This is a genomic window from Paenarthrobacter sp. NPDC090522, assembly GCF_044769225.1.
Classification (GTDB): domain Bacteria; phylum Actinomycetota; class Actinomycetes; order Actinomycetales; family Micrococcaceae; genus Arthrobacter.
Window position 1 is genome coordinate 283,260 of sequence record NZ_JBIVXL010000003.1, and the last position, 15,618, is coordinate 298,877.

12 protein-coding genes are annotated in these 15,618 nt (G+C 65.0%); 11 read left to right on the forward strand and 1 reads right to left on the reverse strand.

What is annotated here, in order from left to right; translation table 11 throughout:
• Positions 1 to 182: 182 nt before the first annotated feature.
• The 3 genes from nirB to ACIQT2_RS05155 are packed head-to-tail and all read left to right on the forward strand — an operon-like array spanning position 183 to position 5,016.
• The gene (gene nirB, locus ACIQT2_RS05145; RefSeq protein ID WP_402944190.1) at positions 183 to 2,810 is read left to right on the forward strand and encodes a nitrite reductase large subunit NirB; all 2,628 of its coding nucleotides are present in this window, start codon (positions 183 to 185) and stop codon (positions 2,808 to 2,810) included.
• Positions 2,811 to 2,819: 9 nt separating this feature from the next.
• Positions 2,820 to 3,854 (forward strand): uroporphyrinogen-III C-methyltransferase, encoded by a 1,035-nt coding sequence (gene cobA, locus ACIQT2_RS05150; protein WP_402944193.1) that lies wholly within the window; start codon positions 2,820 to 2,822, stop codon positions 3,852 to 3,854.
• Positions 3,855 to 3,864: 10 nt separating this feature from the next.
• Positions 3,865 to 5,016, forward strand: a complete 1,152-nt coding sequence (locus tag ACIQT2_RS05155; RefSeq protein WP_402944196.1) for a uroporphyrinogen-III synthase — start codon at positions 3,865 to 3,867, stop codon at positions 5,014 to 5,016.
• Between the two features lie 33 nt (positions 5,017 to 5,049).
• Here the strand turns inward: ACIQT2_RS05155 and ACIQT2_RS05160 are convergent, their stop codons facing one another.
• The gene (locus tag ACIQT2_RS05160; RefSeq protein ID WP_400331043.1) at positions 5,050 to 6,348 is read right to left on the reverse strand and encodes a Y-family DNA polymerase; all 1,299 of its coding nucleotides are present in this window, start codon (positions 6,346 to 6,348) and stop codon (positions 5,050 to 5,052) included.
• Positions 6,349 to 6,507: 159 nt separating this feature from the next.
• On the opposite strand from ACIQT2_RS05160, the gene ACIQT2_RS05165 reads away from it, so the two are divergent.
• The 8 genes from ACIQT2_RS05165 to ACIQT2_RS05200 all read left to right on the forward strand — a co-directional run bounded on the left by ACIQT2_RS05165 (position 6,508) and on the right by ACIQT2_RS05200 (position 15,617).
• Positions 6,508 to 6,858, forward strand: coding sequence for a metalloregulator ArsR/SmtB family transcription factor (locus ACIQT2_RS05165; RefSeq protein WP_402944378.1), 351 nt, complete (start codon positions 6,508 to 6,510; stop codon positions 6,856 to 6,858).
• Positions 6,855 to 7,559, forward strand: a complete 705-nt coding sequence (locus ACIQT2_RS05170; protein WP_402944199.1) for an aquaporin — start codon at positions 6,855 to 6,857, stop codon at positions 7,557 to 7,559. The genes ACIQT2_RS05165 and ACIQT2_RS05170 overlap by 4 nt, the downstream gene beginning before the upstream one ends.
• The gene (locus tag ACIQT2_RS05175; RefSeq protein WP_402944201.1) at positions 7,556 to 7,963 is read left to right on the forward strand and encodes an arsenate reductase ArsC; all 408 of its coding nucleotides are present in this window, start codon (positions 7,556 to 7,558) and stop codon (positions 7,961 to 7,963) included. The genes ACIQT2_RS05170 and ACIQT2_RS05175 overlap by 4 nt, the downstream gene beginning before the upstream one ends.
• Before the next feature lie 161 nt (positions 7,964 to 8,124).
• The gene (locus ACIQT2_RS05180) at positions 8,125 to 12,456 is read left to right on the forward strand and encodes a molybdopterin-dependent oxidoreductase (protein ID WP_402944204.1); all 4,332 of its coding nucleotides are present in this window, start codon (positions 8,125 to 8,127) and stop codon (positions 12,454 to 12,456) included.
• A gap of 73 nt (positions 12,457 to 12,529) precedes the next feature.
• Positions 12,530 to 12,940, forward strand: coding sequence for a molybdopterin-binding protein (locus ACIQT2_RS05185; RefSeq protein WP_400331035.1), 411 nt, complete (start codon positions 12,530 to 12,532; stop codon positions 12,938 to 12,940).
• Positions 12,937 to 13,746: a molybdate ABC transporter substrate-binding protein gene (gene modA / locus ACIQT2_RS05190; protein ID WP_400331032.1), complete on the forward strand. Its 810-nt coding sequence runs from the start codon at positions 12,937 to 12,939 to the stop codon at positions 13,744 to 13,746. The genes ACIQT2_RS05185 and modA overlap by 4 nt, the downstream gene beginning before the upstream one ends.
• Positions 13,747 to 13,755: 9 nt before the next feature.
• Entirely contained in the window at positions 13,756 to 14,577 is an 822-nt protein-coding gene (locus tag ACIQT2_RS05195) for an ABC transporter permease (RefSeq protein WP_400331029.1), read from the forward strand.
• Entirely contained in the window at positions 14,574 to 15,617 is a 1,044-nt protein-coding gene (locus ACIQT2_RS05200) for a sulfate/molybdate ABC transporter ATP-binding protein (protein ID WP_400331026.1), read from the forward strand. Before ACIQT2_RS05195 ends, ACIQT2_RS05200 begins: the two co-directional genes overlap by 4 nt.
• Position 15,618 lies beyond the last annotated feature (1 nt).

The following is a 15,618-nucleotide window of genomic DNA, read 5'->3' on the forward strand; positions in this document are numbered from 1 at the left end:
TTTCAACCGGTGTCAGGCTTTGTGTCCAGCGCGTAAAAGAGACCTCACGCCCCGCGAAATGCGTTCGTGATGCAGAAGTTAAGATCACGAAACAAACGGGAAACTGAAGTGAAACTGCCCTTCCCTAGGCTGATTCCACAAGTTGCGGAGACCTGTCTGCAACATTTGCGAAAGGCCCACCAGTGACCGGACACACTTCAAGCACAGAGAACCCGCGCCGCATCGTCGTGGTCGGAGGCGGCCCTGCTGCCCACCGTTTTACCGACGCCATGTACAACCGCGGACTCGATGGCTGGCAGGTTACCGTCCTCACCGAGGAAGCCCACCTCCCCTACGACCGCGTGGCATTGAGCAAGGCCCTGACCGAAACAGATGTTGACCTCACCCTCGGTGACGCGTCCATGTGGGACCACCAGGCCCTGGCCCTGAAGACCGGCGAGCGCGCCATCAAGGTAGACACGGTCGCCAAGACCGTCCTCACCGCCGCCGGCAACAAGTACGAATACGACGAGCTGGTAGTCGCTTCCGGATCGGACGCCGCCCGCCTGCCGATTCCCGGCGCCGAACACACCCACGTGTACCGCACGCTGGAAGACGTGTGGGCCATCAATAAGGCGATCGCCGATCTCGGTGCCAAGCTGGGCCGCAAGGTCAATGCCGTCACCATCGGCGGCGGCTTGCTGGGCCTTGAGTCCGCTGCCGGAACCGAACAGCTCGGTGCCACGCCGGTGGTCATCAACGGCTCGCCGTGGCTCATGAACACGCAGTTGGACGAAGGCGCCGGCCAGGCCCTGGGACGTTTGATCGAGGCCAAGGGCTTCGAGGTCCACGGCGGCGTGTTCCCGTCCGAGGTACTGGCGGACGACGACGGCCAGGTCACCGGAGTCTTGATGGCGGACGGCCGCACCATCCCGGCGGACCTCGTTATCGTCGCGATCGGCGTGAAGCCCCGCGATGACCTGTTCCGCGCAGCCGAGGGCGAAGAGCAGCTCTTCAGCCTGGGACAACGCGGAGGCGTAGTCATCAACGATTTCTGTGCCACCGAGGTTGAAGGCATCTGGGCGATTGGTGAAGTGACCAACTTCGGCGGCATGTGCCTGGGCCTGGTGGCTCCGGCGAACACCATGGCCGAGATCGTGGCAGACCGCCTTCATGGTGGCGAGGCGACGTTCCCGGGCTTCGATACCGCTACCAAGCTGAAGTTGTCCGGCGTGGACGTTGCCAGCTTTGGTGACGCCTTCGCCCGCACTGAACACTCGCTGGAGATCGTGTACGCCGACCCGGCCCGTGGCGTCTACCAGAAGATCGTCACCACCGACGACGCCAAGACCCTCCTGGGCGGCATCTTCGTCGGCGACGCTTCCCCGTACATGAGCCTGCGACCGCTCCTGGGCCGGGAGCTCCCCGCCGAACCGGGCGCCTACCTGAGCGCTGCCGGTGGCGGCGAGGCCCCGGAAACGGAACTGCCGGACGACGCCATCCTCTGCTCCTGCAACAACGTCGCGGCGGGAACCATCCGCGACACGATCAATGCCTGCGGTGCCTGCGAGGGGAACGCTCCCGTGCAGGAACTGGGCGAGCTGAAGGGCTGCACCCGCGCCGGCACCCAGTGTGGTTCCTGTGTCCCCATGCTGAAGAAGCTCCTCGAAGGCGAACTGAAGAAGTCCGGCATCGAGGTCTCCAAGGCGCTCTGCGAGCACATCAGCCTGTCCCGCCAGGAACTCTTTGACGCCATCCGAGTCCTGGAACTCAGTTCTTTCGAAGACATCATGGCCAAGTACGGCACGGGCGCCGGTTGCGACATCTGCAAGCCGACCATTGCCTCCATCTTGGCCAGCCAGCACTCCGCCTACGTGCTCGATGCCGGCCGTGGCACCCTGCAGGACACCAACGACCGCGCCTTGGCGAACATGCAGAAGGACGGCACCTACTCGGTGGTTCCCCGCATCGCCGGTGGCGAGATCACCCCGAAGGGCCTTGGCGTCATTGCCGCCGTGGCCGAGAAGTACGGCCTCTACACGAAGATCACCGGCGGCCAGCGCATCGACATGTTCGGTGCCCGCCTGGAGCAGCTCCCGGACATCTGGAAGGAACTGGTGGACGCCGGTTTCGAATCCGGACAGGCGTACGGCAAGAGCCTGCGCACCGTGAAGTCCTGCGTCGGCTCCACGTGGTGCCGCTTCGGCGTCCAGGACTCCGTGCAGATGGCGATCGCCCTGGAGCTGCGCTACCGCGGCCTGCGCAGCCCGCACAAGCTGAAGATGGGTGTTTCCGGTTGCGCCCGTGAGTGCGCCGAAGCCCGCGGCAAGGACGTTGGCGTGATCGCCACGGCCGATGGCTGGAACCTGTACGTCGGCGGAAACGGTGGCGCCACTCCCGCCCACGCCCAGTTGCTGGCCAAGGACCTGGACGACGAGACGCTCATCAAGTACATCGACCGCTACCTCATGTACTACATCCGTACGGCGGACCGCCTGCAGCGCACGGCCCGCTGGCAGGAAGAGCTCGACGGCGGGCTGAAGCACGTGGAAGAAGTGGTGGTCAACGACTCCCTGGGCATCGCCGAGGAACTCGAAGCCGCGATGTCCAAGCACATCGACACCTACGAGGACGAGTGGGCCGAGACCCTGAAGGACCCGGAGCGCCTGCGCCGGTTCCGTTCCTTCGTCAACGCGCCCAACCAGAAGGACGACTCCATCTCCTTCGTTCCGGAACGCGGCCAGATCCGCCCGGCGACGAACGAGGAAAAGGGCGGCGTGCTCATCGCTTCCACCATTCCGGTCCGCAGCGCCGTCACGGCAGACAACTAGGGGGAATCCATGCAGCTCACCATCGACCTCACCGGCCGGGACGTCCTGGTCACCGGTTCCGATACCGTTTCCCGCCAGGCGGTCCGCCGCTACCAGGCAGCCGGCGCCACGATCCACCGCCTCCTCAAGCCCGCAGCCGTTTCCTTCGACGGGCCGCTCACGGTGCGTCCGTTCCTGGTGGCAGTGGTGGACGACGGCGATACCGGCTGGCTGCCGCTGCTGGAAAGCTGCCGCGAAGCCGGAGTCCCTGTGGCCCACGAACCTGCCGCTGGCCCGGAAGGACACGTGACCCTGGTGGGCGGCGGTCCGGGCGCCCTGGACCTTTTGACCGTAGGTGCCGTCCACGCGTTGCGGGATGCCGACGTCGTTTTCTACGACCGGCTCGCGCCCTACCAGGAGCTTGCCGCCCTGACCTCCGCCGAACTGGTGGACGTCGGAAAGCAGCCCGGACACCACAAAGTGACGCAGCGTGACATCGAGAAGCTCATGGTGGAAGCCGCACTGCTGGGCAAGAATGTGGTCCGCCTCAAGGGTGGCGACCCCTACGTGTTCGGACGCGGCGGCGAAGAAGTGGCCGCCTGTGTTGCTGCAGGTGTTCCAGCGCGTGTGATCTCCGGTGTCACGAGTGCCATCTCCGTTCCTGCGGCGGCCGGAATTCCGGTCACCCACAGGGAAGTAAGCCACATGTTCACGGTGGTTTCCGGTCACGCTCCCCTCACCGAGAAGGAGCACACCCACCTGGCGGGCCTCGGCGGAACCATCGTGGTCCTGATGGGCATCGGCACGCTCCCCCAGCTTGCCGCGGGACTCCGCCGTGCCGGCATGAAGCTGGACATGCCCATGGCAGTAGTGGAGCGCGCATACCGCCCCGGCCAACGCACCACCATCGCGGATCTGGGTACCATCGAAACGGCAGCCACCGGTTGCAGCAACCCGGCCGTGCTGGTCATCGGCGAGGTGGTCCGGGTGGCTGAAGCCAACCGCAATCATGCCGAAGCATCCGCTGAACTGAGCCGCCTCGCGGCTTCGCTCCTTGAAGCCTGAAGGTAGACCCATGACTGTTGCACACGATCTCGAAGCTGCTGCGACGTTGGCCGAGGCCACCGAAGCCGCTGAGCTGCCGCTGGATGGCTTTCGCATCGGCGTCACCTCACACCGCCGTTCCCGGGACCTCATCGAGGCCCTGAAACGCCGCGGTGCGAGCGTGCTCCACGCCCCCGCCTTGAAGATCGCTCCCGTCCAGGAGGACCTGGTCCTCATCGAGGACACGCGGACCATCATCGAGGCCAAACCTGACATCTGCATCGCCACCACGGCCTATGGCATGCGACGCTGGTGCGAGGCCGCGGATTCCTTCGGGATCGGCGAGCAACTGCTGGAGACACTGTCTGCCTGCCGGATGTTCGTCCGCGGCCCCAAGGCCCGCGGTGCCGTGCGCGCGGCGGGTCTTGCCGACGTCGGAATCAGCAGCGACGAAACCACCGCCACGCTGGTGGACATGCTCCTCGCGGAAGGAGTCCGCGGCAAGACCGTGGCCGTGCAGCTTCACGGCTACACGGATGTGCGCCAACTTGAGCGGCTGCGGATGTCCGGCGCGACGGTGCTGACCGTCACTCCTTACCGGTGGGTGAAACCTGACGGCGAGGACAAGCTGCCGCGCCTGATCGAAGCCGTGGTCGGCGGAAATCTGGACGTCCTGACGTTCACCAGCGCCCCGGCCGTGGATGCCATGTGGAGCACGGCGCACGAGATGGGCCTGTACCGCCAGCTCATCGAGGCCCTCAAGGGACCCGTGACTGTCGCGGCCGTGGGGCCGGTCACCGCCCAGCCACTGGTCGACGCCGGGCTGACGCCACTCATCCCGGACCGGTACCGCATGGGTGCCCTGATACGCCTGGTCACTGAGCACCTTTCCTTGAACCACGTGCGCCGCCTGGAGACCAGGAGCGCCACCATCGAGCTGCGTGGCCGTTGCCTGCGGATCAACGGTGAAGTGGTGGAATTGGCGCCTGCCCCGTTGCTGTTGCTGCGGGCCCTCTTGGGTGCCGGCGGCGCCGTGCTTTCCCGTGAAGCGTTGTCCGACCTGCTGGACCTCCGCGGTTCCGTGCACGCCTTGGACATGACGGTCAGCCGGCTGCGGTCCTCGCTGCCCGACGGCAAGCTCGTGGAGACCGTGGTGAAGCGCGGGTACCGCCTGCGGGCGTAGTCCTCTCTGCATCCCGCTGCGCCACCGTTCATTTCAGGCTGCCTTCACCAGGGGCAGTTCGTCCCAACGGGTGGTGTAGCGGGGGCTGAGCAGGCCCCGTTTCATGGACCAGTCCGGGCCGCCGCGGATGCCCGCATGCCCCAAGCCGATGGAGCCGCGGCCGTAGCGTTTGCTGACCTGTTCCAGGAGCGGCCCGATCCCCCGTTCCTCGTGGCGGTTCTCGAAGATCTCCAACGGTTTCTGGTTGCCCGTGGGCCGCAGGTCCGTGACCATGATCCCCGCCTTGGCGTACTTGGTCCCTTCCTGGAACTTGGGCACCAAGGCATGCGCGGCTTTGGTCAGGAGCACGGGATCCGACGTCGGCATGGGCAACCTGACGGTGACGGTGGGGAAGGATTTGTCGTTCGGGTTGTACACGGATGTTGCCGCGTAGGCCGTAAGCAGCTTGGCTTGGAGGTCGTGCTTCGCCAGGCGGGCACTGGCCATCTGGCCATAGACGCTGAGCACCTGCCGCAACTGCGCCGCCGTCGTAATCGGCGTCGAAAACGAGCGGGAGAAAATCAGCTGGTCCCGCCCGATCCGTTCCTCTTCCATGGGGATGCACGGCGTGCCCTGCAACTCCAGCACAGTACGCATCACCACGATCGAGAACTTGTCCCGGAGCTTCACGGGGTCCGCCCGCACCAAGTCCAGGATGGAGAAGATTCCGATGGCATTCAGCCTCTTGGTAAGCCGGGTGGCGATCCCCCAGATTTCGATGACGGACAGCCGTGCCATGAGCGCCTCTCGCTGATCTGCCGGCACGGAATCCCAGCGGCACACTCCATTGAACGCGGGATTGTGCTTGGCCCACTTATTGGCGAGCTTGGCGAGTGTCTTGGTGGGAGCGATGCCTACGCACACCGGAACGCCCACATGCTTGCGGCACGCTTCCTTGATGGTCCGGCCCAGCTCCAGGAGGTTTTCCGGGCCGCCCTTGACCCCCAGGAACGCTTCATCGATGGAGTACACCTCCTGCCACGCCGAGTAGCGCCGCAAGAGTTCCATGACGCGCAGGCTGATATCTCCGTAGAGCTCGTAGTTGCTGGACATCGCTATGAGTCCCCACTCCTTGGCCCGCGGGGCGATCTTGAACCACGGGTCTCCTACGCCGATCCCGAGCTTCTTGGCCTCCGGTGACCGGGTCACCGCACAGCCGTCGTTGTTGGACAGGACGATCAGGGGTTTGCCCTCCAACGCTGGATTGAAGGCCCGCTCGGCTGATGCGTAGAAACAGTTGATGTCCACATGGGCGATCTCCTGCATCCGGCGCATGAGGGCTGGTTTGGACATCGGGCCCCCTTCCGGCGCTAGCAGATGACCCCGGCCTTCGGCTGATTCAACACGGTATTTTTCGAACAAATATTCGAATGGTTCAACTGTACAGCGGGGCCACGACAAAGTAGCGGTCTTGTCTAAAACATAGATGAGTGTAAATATTTATAGGTGTCTATGTCTTTGGAACTGACCCCGGTTCAAGCGGTCGCCTGCTGCTCACCACTCGCCAGGGAGCCCCTGTCCGAAAGCGAAGCCGAGGGTGTCGCCCCGCTGTTGAAGGCACTGGCCGACCCCGTGCGGTTGCGGCTCATGTCCCTCGTTGCCTCCCATGAGGGCGGCGAGGCGTGCGTGTGCGACCTCAACGACGCCTTTGAGTTGTCGCAGCCCACCATCAGCCACCACCTGAAAGTGCTGCACGAGGTTGGGTTGCTGGATCGCGAGAAGCGTGGCGTGTGGGTTTACTACAAGGCCCGGACCGAGGCGTTGCAGAACCTGGCGGCACTGATCGGCGGGCAGGCCGGGTGAAGGATGTTCTGGCCCGGCGGGCCACGGCTGAGTTCATCGGCACTTCCCTGCTGGTGATGGCCGTGGTTGGGTCGGGCGTGATGGCCTCACGGCTGTCACCGAACGACGTCGGACTGCAGCTTTTGCAGAACAGCCTCGCCACCGGCGCCGCACTGCTCGCGCTGATCCTGGCACTCCAGCCGGTTTCGGCATCGTTCAACCCCGTGGTCACCCTGGTTGAACGGGTCCTCGGGGTCATCGATACCCGGACTGCGGCTGTGCTGGCCTCAGCACAGGTTCTTGGCGGTTTGTCCGGGACGGTCGCATCAAACCTGATGTTCGGGTTGGACGCGGTGTCCTTCGCTGCGCGTGACCGGTCCGGTCCGGGTCTGTGGCTGGCTGAAGTCATCGCTACCGCCGGGCTGCTGGTGGTGGTTTTCGGATCCATCCGGTCCGGCAGGGCGGATCGGGTGGCGTTCGCCGTCGGCGGTTACATCGCAGCCGCCTACTGGTTCACCTCATCCACCAGCTTCGCCAACCCTGCAGTCACGATCGCCCGGACCATCACTGATACCTTCTCCGGGATCGCCCCAGCCTCCGCCCCGGGATTCATCCTGGCCCAACTCGCCGGCGGCGTTCTTGGGTTTGCCCTGGTCCGATTCCTCTACCCCATTCCCGGTGCTTCCGCGGATACCGCCGCTGACCGAAAAGTGCTCACGTGAGCAACAAGCCCTCTGTCCTGTTCGTCTGCGTCCACAATGCCGGCCGCTCCCAGATGGCCGCCGCCTACCTCACCACCCTTTCCGGCGGGGCCATTGAGGTCCGCTCTGCCGGCTCGCAGCCCGCCGAGCAGGTCAACCCGGCCGCCGTCGAAGCGATGGCCGAGGTGGGCATCGACATGTCAGCCGAGATCCCGAAAGTCCTCACCACCGAGGCTGTCCAGGACTCCGACGTCGTCATCACCATGGGCTGCGGCGACGAATGCCCCTACTTCCCCGGCAAACGCTACGAGGACTGGGGCCTCGAAGACCCGGCCGGAAAGGGCGTCGAATCCATTCGCCCGATCCGCGATGAGATTAAAGGCCGGGTGGAGTCGCTGATCGCTTCCCTGGATCGGCGCGCCTAACCGCTAATCAGCAGTTGCGGTTGAGAACTATTTACAAGACCGCAATCATCAAGCAAAGGATACGAATTATCCGAATCTGAGTATTGATACCACGGCAATTGTTGGTGGGATCGGGACTCAGGTGAGGAAGTAAATCGTTGGCTGCTGGTCATGGAAGTACCGTGAAGACGCTCTGCGGATACTGCGGTGTCGGCTGCGGCCTGGTTCTGGAGATCGGCAAGGATCCAAAGACGGGCGCAATCCGGGCGCTGAAGTCCACCGGCAACAAGGAGCATCCCACCAACTTCGGTCGGTTGTGCACGAAGGGCGCCACGACGGCGGACATGCTCGCCGCCCCTGGAAGGATGGAGAGCGCGTTCGTCCGGGCTTCCCGCGGCGAGGAACCACAGGCGATGGCCGTGGACCAAACCATCACCGAAACCGCGGCAAAGCTCCGCACGATCCTGGACGCGCATGGCCCGGATGCGATCTCCCTGTACGTCTCCGGGCAGATGTCCCTCGAGGCGCAGTACTTGGCGAACAAGCTGGCAAAGGGTTTCATCGGCACCAACCAGATCGAATCGAACTCCCGGCTGTGCATGGCCAGTGCGGGCTCGGGCTACAAGCTCTCGTTGGGCGCTGACGGCCCTCCGGGTTCGTACCAGGATTTCGACCAGGCCAACGTGTTCTTCGTGGCCGGGGCGAACATGGCGGATTGCCACCCGATCCTGTTCCTTCGCCTGATGGACCGGGTCAAGGCGGGGGCCAAGCTGATCGTCGTGGACCCGCGCCGCAATGCCACCGCCGACAAGGCCGATCTGTTCCTGCAGATCAAACCCGGCACGGACTTGTCCCTGCTTAATGGGCTGATGCACCTGCTGGTGGAGAATGGCCACACCGATCCCGAGTTCATCTCTGAATTCACTGAGGGGTGGGAGGCCATGCCGGAGTTCCTGGCCGACTACACCCCGGCGAAGGTCGCCGAAACCACCGGCATTCCCGAAACCGATATCCGGCAGGCCGCCCAGTGGATCGGTGAGGCCGGTGAGTGGATGAGCTGCTGGACCATGGGCCTGAACCAGAGCACCCACGGGACGTGGAACACCAACGCGATCGTCAACCTCCACCTGGCCACCGGAGCGATCTGCCGGCCCGGGAGCGGGCCGTTCTCCCTCACCGGGCAGCCCAACGCGATGGGCGGCCGCGAGATGGGCTACATGGGCCCTGGACTCCCTGGGCAGCGCTCAGCCATTGTTGACGCTGACCGAGAGTTCGTCGAAAAGGCCTGGGGCGTCCCTGCCGGCACCATCCGCACCGAGACCGGTGGCGGAACCATCGACATGTTCCAGCGTATGGCCGAGGGCCAGATCAAGGCGTGCTGGATTATCTGCACCAACCCGGTTGCAACGGTCGCGAACCGGAAGACGGTTCTTGCCGGGCTCGAAGCCGCGGAGCTGGTGATCACCCAGGACGCGTTCCGCGAAACCGAAACCAACGACTACGCCGACGTCGTGCTGCCCGCCTCGCTGTGGACCGAGTCCGAGGGCGTCATGATCAACTCCGAACGCAACCTGACGTTGTTCCAACCAGGTGTTGAAGCACCGGGACAGTCTCTGCCGGACTGGCAGATCATTGCCCGCATCGCCTGCGAGATGGGCTTCGCTGAAGCTTTCAGTTACGCCAGCGCCGAGGAGGTCTTCGAGGAGATCAAAGGATTCTGGAACCCCAAGACCGGGTACGACCTTCGTGGAGTGAGCTACGCCCGGCTTCGCGAAACCCCGGTGCAGTGGCCGGCGGCCACGGCCGAGGGCAGCGGCCGGAACCCCATCCGCTACCTCAACGACGGGATCAGCCAAAAACTGCTCGTCCGTGAAGATGGCAGCACTCCGCGACTGGCGTTCCCGACGGCGACCGGCCGGGCCTCGTTCTTCGCCCGCCCGCACATGGACGCGAAGGAAATGCCCGACGACGACTACCCCATCCTGCTCAACACCGGACGCCTCGCGCATCAATGGCACACCATGACCAAAACCGGCAAGGTCGCCAAACTCAACAAACTCAACCCCGGTCCGTTCGTCGAAATCCACCCCGAGGACGCCGAACGGCTCGGCATCGTCGACAAAGACAGCGTCGAGGTCGCGTCCCGCCGCGGGCGGGCGGTCCTTCCCGCCGTCGTGACCGACCGCGTCCGTCCCGGGAACTGTTTCGCACCGTTCCACTGGAACGATGCCTTCGGCGAATACCTGTCCATCAACGCCGTCACCAACGACGCAATCGACCCCATCTCCCAACAACCCGAATTCAAAGCCTGCGCCGTGGTCCTGACCAAGGTCAAGACCAGCACACCCGCCGTCCCCGCAGACACGGCAGCCCCGTCCGTGCCGGCTGCGGCAGAGGCCAGAGTGCCGGCAGCGCCACCGAACACACCCGGCCAGACCTCGGCCATGGAGGTATCAGCAGTGACACAAGGACAAGTGCTCTCACGGATCCTGGGACACGAACCCGCACCGGCTCCCGCGTTTACCGCGACCGAGCAGGCCTACCTGTCCGGTATGCTTGCCGCGCTGAACGCCGGCGCCGCCAACCTCACGCACGGCGCACCTGCACTGCCAGCCAACGCCCCGTTCGCGCCGGAGACGCGGATGTTCATCGACGGCATGCTCGCCGGCATGTACTCCCGCTCCCCCGTCCCCGGCGGGACCTTGGAACTCTCATCCCCAGCCGCGCCCGCCGCTGTTGGCAACACCTCCGGTGCCGCTGCGGCGGCACCAGCAACCGTCTCCCCGCCGGCAGCCGCCGGAACCCCTGACGCTTCCGAGCCTCCGGTTCTGGTGGTGTGGGCATCACAGACCGGCAACGCCGAAGAGTTCGCCGCCCAATGCGCCACGGAACTCACCGCATCGGGCCGGCCAGCGGATCTGCGCTGCATGGACGACGTCGATGTGGTCACTTTGGCCTCGGTTGCGGAACTGCTGGTGGTTACCAGCACCACGGGCGACGGCGAAGCCCCCGACAACGGTTCCTCGTTCTGGGACGCGATCAGCGCCGAGACCGCCCCCACACTTGCCGGAACCCGGTACAGCGTCCTGGGTTTCGGGGACTCCAGCTACGACGATTTCTGCGGCTACGCCCGCAAGCTCGACACCCGACTGGCCGAGCTCGGTGCCACCAGAATGGCTCCCCGCACCGACTGCGAGCCGGACTTCGAGGAACCCGCCGGAGCGTGGCTGGCAACCATCCAGACCGCTTTGACCGCCGAGGCGCCTGAGTCCGCACAGGCGAAGCACCCTGTGTCTGTGGGAGCACCCGATACCGGCGCCAACGTTGCCGTTGCGCCCGTGAGAGCTCCCAAACCCATCCCCCACCTGGTCGAACCCGGATCTCCGGAACCATCCGGGTATACACGCAAGGCTCCGCTGTCTACGTTGCTTGTCCGCAATGAGCTGCTGAGCCGCCCCGGCGCGTCCAAGGACGTGCGCCAGTTCGGCTTCCACCTCCCAGACGGCTCTCTCACCTACGAAGCCGGCGATGCCCTTGGCGTCTGGCCGCGGAACAACCCACGCCTCGTCATCGAATGGCTCAACCTCACGGCCCTGGACGCAGCCACGCCGGTGACCTTGCCCGACCACGGGACCATGTCCTTGGAGATCGCCCTGCGGGAACGGCTGGACATCACGAAAATCACCCCGGACTTCCTGCGCTTTGTCCTGGACCGCACCCACGACGCGGACCTCGCCTCACTCCTGCGCCCGGAAAACAAGAAAGCCCTCACCGAATGGCTCTGGGCCCGGCAACCGGCGGACGTCCTCAAAAACCTCGACGTCAAGGCAACGGCAGAGGAGTGGCTGACCGTGCTTAAACCCCTGCAGCCGCGGCTGTACTCGATCTCCTCCAGCCCCAGGACTGACCCCCGTGAGGTCCAACTCACGGTCTCCGCGGTGCGGTATGGCTGCGAAGGCACGCCCCGGCACGGGGTCTGCTCGACGTTCCTGGCGGACCACCTTGAAGACGACAACGTCTCCATCTACATCCAGAAGGCCTCAAGCTTCCGTCCGCCAGCGGGCCCGGAGACACCGATGATCATGGTTGGACCCGGAACCGGCATCGCACCGTTCCGCGGGTTCCTCCACGACAGGCGCGCCCAAGGCCACACCGGACCCAACTGGCTGTTCTTCGGCGAACAACACGCCGAAACCGACTTCTACTACAAAGACGAAATCTCCGCCATGCACGCCGACGGGTTCCTCACCCGCCTGGATCTCGCGTTCTCCCGCGACCAGGCCGAGAAAATCTACGTCCAGGACCGCATGCGCGAACACGGCGCCGAACTCTGGAAATGGCTCGAATCGGGGGCGCACTTCTACGTCTGCGGAGACGCCAGCCGGATGGCCAAAGACGTCGACAAAACCCTCACGGAAATCGCAGCCGCGCACGGCGGCATCTCCGAAATCGAAGCCAAGGGCTACGTCAAGAACCTCGCAGCCCAGAAACGCTACCTGCGGGATGTGTACTGATCAGATCAGTCACATTCGAATTTACGGACTCTTGGCTTGGTTTGAACCGCATATCAGGGAATATTCTGGTCTTATGGCCAAAATACGAGTCGCTGAAGCAGCGCGCTTCCTCGGTGTCAGTGACGACACTGTCCGGCGTTGGACCGAAAACGGGATCCTGACGCCAACCAAGGACGAGTCCGGCCGCCTCGCGGTGGACGGACTTGAGCTCGCAACCCTGGCCCGGGAACAGGCGCAGCTACCTGATGACCCCACCAAGATCGGCAGTTCTGCCCGCAACCGGTTCGTCGGACTGGTTACCGGCATCACGGCGGACAAGGTCATGGCGCAGGTAGAGCTTCAGTGCGGCCCCTTTCGGGTCGTGTCCCTCATGAGCAGCGAAGCCGTCCGTGAACTCGGACTGGAACTTGGTTCAGTGGCCACCGCCGTGGTCAAAGCCACCACAGTCATCATCGAAACACCCCAAGGAAAGAGCATCATATGAGGATCGCCCCCAAGACCATCACTACGCTGTTCGCCGCAGGCGCGCTCGTCGCAGGCCTTGCAGGCTGCGGCGGAGGAAACGCCACCCCGGCCGCATCCGGCACGGCCACCGCCACCGAAAGCGCCAAGCTCTCCGGAACCGTTACCGTGTTCGCCGCTGCGTCGCTGAAGTCCACGTTCACCAAGATCGCTTCGGACTTCGAGGCCGCCAACCCGGGCACCAAGGTCACGCTGAACTTCGCAGGTTCCTCGGACCTGGTCACCCAGATCACCCAGGGTGCCCCGGCCGACGTCTTCGCCTCGGCCGACACCAAGAACATGACCAAGCTCACCGATGCGAAGCTCGTCGACGGGACTGCGACCAACTTCGCCACGAACGTCCTGGAGATCGCCGTTCCGCCGTCGAACCCGGCCAACATCGCAGGGTTCGCCGACCTCGCCAAGTCCGGCGTCAAGGTAGTCGTCTGTGCCCCGCAGGTCCCCTGTGGCTCAGCGACTGAGACCATCGAAAAGGCCACGGGCACCACGCTGACCCCGGTCAGTGAAGAGTCCTCCGTCACCGATGTCCTGGGCAAGGTCACCTCGCAGGAGGCCGACGCCGGACTGGTCTACGTCACGGACGTCAAGACCGCTGGCGACAAGGTCAAGGGCATCCCCTTCCCCGAATCGGACAAGGCCGTGAACACCTACCCGATCGCAACGGTCGGGGCCAGCAAGAACAAGGACCTGGCCAAGGCCTTCATCGCGGCCGTAACCAGCGCAGAAGGCAAGAAGGTCCTCACCGACGCAGGCTTCGGCACCCCGTAGACTGCACGGATGCCATCACGCCGCAGGACCGGGTACACCGGCATCCCACCATGGATCTACGCCATCGCGGCAGCAGGCGGACTCTTCGTTCTGCTGCCGCTGGTGGCCATGGTGGCCAAGGTCAATTGGACCCAGTTCGTTCCCCTCATCACCTCGGAGTCGTCGCTGACCGCCTTGGGCCTGAGCCTGCGTACGTCCGCTGCCAGCACGCTCCTGTGCATCGTTCTCGGCGTTCCGCTGGCGCTGGTACTCGCCCGGGGAAGCTTTCCCGGGCAACGCCTGCTGCGGGCTTTTGTCTTGCTGCCGCTCGTCCTGCCGCCCGTGGTGGGAGGCATCGCCCTGCTCTACACCTTCGGCCGCCAAGGACTCCTCGGAAGGACCCTGGAAGTAGCGGGAATCCAGATAGCGTTCTCCACCACCGCGGTGGTCCTCGCCCAGACGTTCGTGGCGCTGCCGTTCCTGGTGGTCAGCCTCGAAGGCGCCCTGCGCACGGCGGGAACCAAATACGAGGCCGTCGCCGCCACTCTCGGTGCCCGTCCCACCACGGTGCTGCGGCGGGTGAGCATTCCGCTCGTCCTGCCAGGACTGGCCTCGGGCGCCGTGCTGTCCTTCGCCCGCTGTCTCGGCGAATTCGGCGCCACCCTGACATTCGCCGGCAGCCTGCAGGGAGTCACGCGCACTCTCCCCCTGGAGATCTACTTGCAACGCGAAACGGACGCCGATGCCGCGGTCGCACTCTCCCTCGTACTGGTAGCGGTGGCCGTCGCCGTCGTCGGGCTTTCCTACCGGCGCTACCGCACCCAACCCGTCACCGAGGCAGCTACGGCATGACCTTCACCCTGAACGTGGCCTTGAAGGCCCGCAACTTCGACGTTTCGCTGAACATCGGTCCGGCCGAAACGGTCGCCGTCCTGGGTCCCAACGGGGCGGGCAAATCCACGCTCCTGGGGATCACGGCCGGCTTGCTCCGGCCGGATACCGGCTACGCGGAGATCGGTGCAAGGACCCTGTTCGACATCGACGGCGGCACCTTCACGCCGCCGCACGCCCGCGGCACCGCCTTGCTCGCCCAGGAGTCGCTGCTCTTTCCGCACCTGACCGTCGTGGACAATGTTGCCTTCGGACCCCGCGCAGCCGGGGCGTCCCGCAAGGAAGCCCACCAGATTGCGCAGCATTGGCTGGGCGAGGTTGACGCCGTCGAATTCGCCGCCAGGCGTCCCGGCCAACTCTCCGGCGGCCAGGCCCAGCGTGTCGCCGTTGCCCGGGCATTGGCCACCAATCCGGAGCTGCTCCTCCTCGACGAACCCATGGCCGCGTTGGACATACACGCCGCTCCCCTGCTGCGGCGCCTGCTCAAGCGGGTGCTCGCAGACCGCAAGGCCATCATCATCACCCACGACATCCTTGACGCCCTCATGCTCGCCGACCGGGTGGTGGTACTCGAGGACGGCCATATCATCGAACAGGGCCCTACCCGCGAAATCCTCGAGCGTCCGCGCAGCCGGTTTGCCGCGGGACTGTCCGGCCTGAACTTGCTCACCGGCACCATCACCGAATCCGGCCTGGCTACGGATGACGGCCTGGAGATCGCCGGACAACGCGAAGACGCGGCCTTCCCCGGCAACCCCGGAGCCGCAGCCTTTCCGCCGTCGGCTGTCTCGATCTACGCAACGGCCGGGCACGGCAGCCCCCGGAACTCGTTCAAGGTCACCATCACGGACCTCGAACCCCACGGAGACCTGATCCGTGTCCGGGCAGGACACCTCGCCGCAGATGTCACACCGGCAGCGTCCGCGGAACTCGGCCTGGCACCTGGATCAGAGGCCTATTTTGTCATCAAGGCCACGGCGATCACGGTCTACGCGGCCTGAC

Excerpts from the sequence above, each read along its gene's own strand:
- ACIQT2_RS05165 (WP_402944378.1), top strand. The coding sequence starts at position 6,508 with ATGTCTTTGGAACTGACCCCGGTTCAAGCGGTCGCCTGCTGCTCACCA.
- ACIQT2_RS05195 (WP_400331029.1), top strand. The coding sequence starts at position 13,756 with ATGCCATCACGCCGCAGGACCGGGTACACCGGCATCCCACCATGGATC.
- ACIQT2_RS05155 (WP_402944196.1), top strand. The coding sequence starts at position 3,865 with ATGACTGTTGCACACGATCTCGAAGCTGCTGCGACGTTGGCCGAGGCC.
- ACIQT2_RS05160 (WP_400331043.1), bottom strand. The coding sequence starts at position 6,348 with ATGTCCAAACCAGCCCTCATGCGCCGGATGCAGGAGATCGCCCATGTG.
- ACIQT2_RS05200 (WP_400331026.1), top strand. The coding sequence starts at position 14,574 with ATGACCTTCACCCTGAACGTGGCCTTGAAGGCCCGCAACTTCGACGTT.
- ACIQT2_RS05185 (WP_400331035.1), top strand. The coding sequence starts at position 12,530 with ATGGCCAAAATACGAGTCGCTGAAGCAGCGCGCTTCCTCGGTGTCAGT.
- modA (WP_400331032.1), top strand. The coding sequence starts at position 12,937 with ATGAGGATCGCCCCCAAGACCATCACTACGCTGTTCGCCGCAGGCGCG.
- cobA (WP_402944193.1), top strand. The coding sequence starts at position 2,820 with ATGCAGCTCACCATCGACCTCACCGGCCGGGACGTCCTGGTCACCGGT.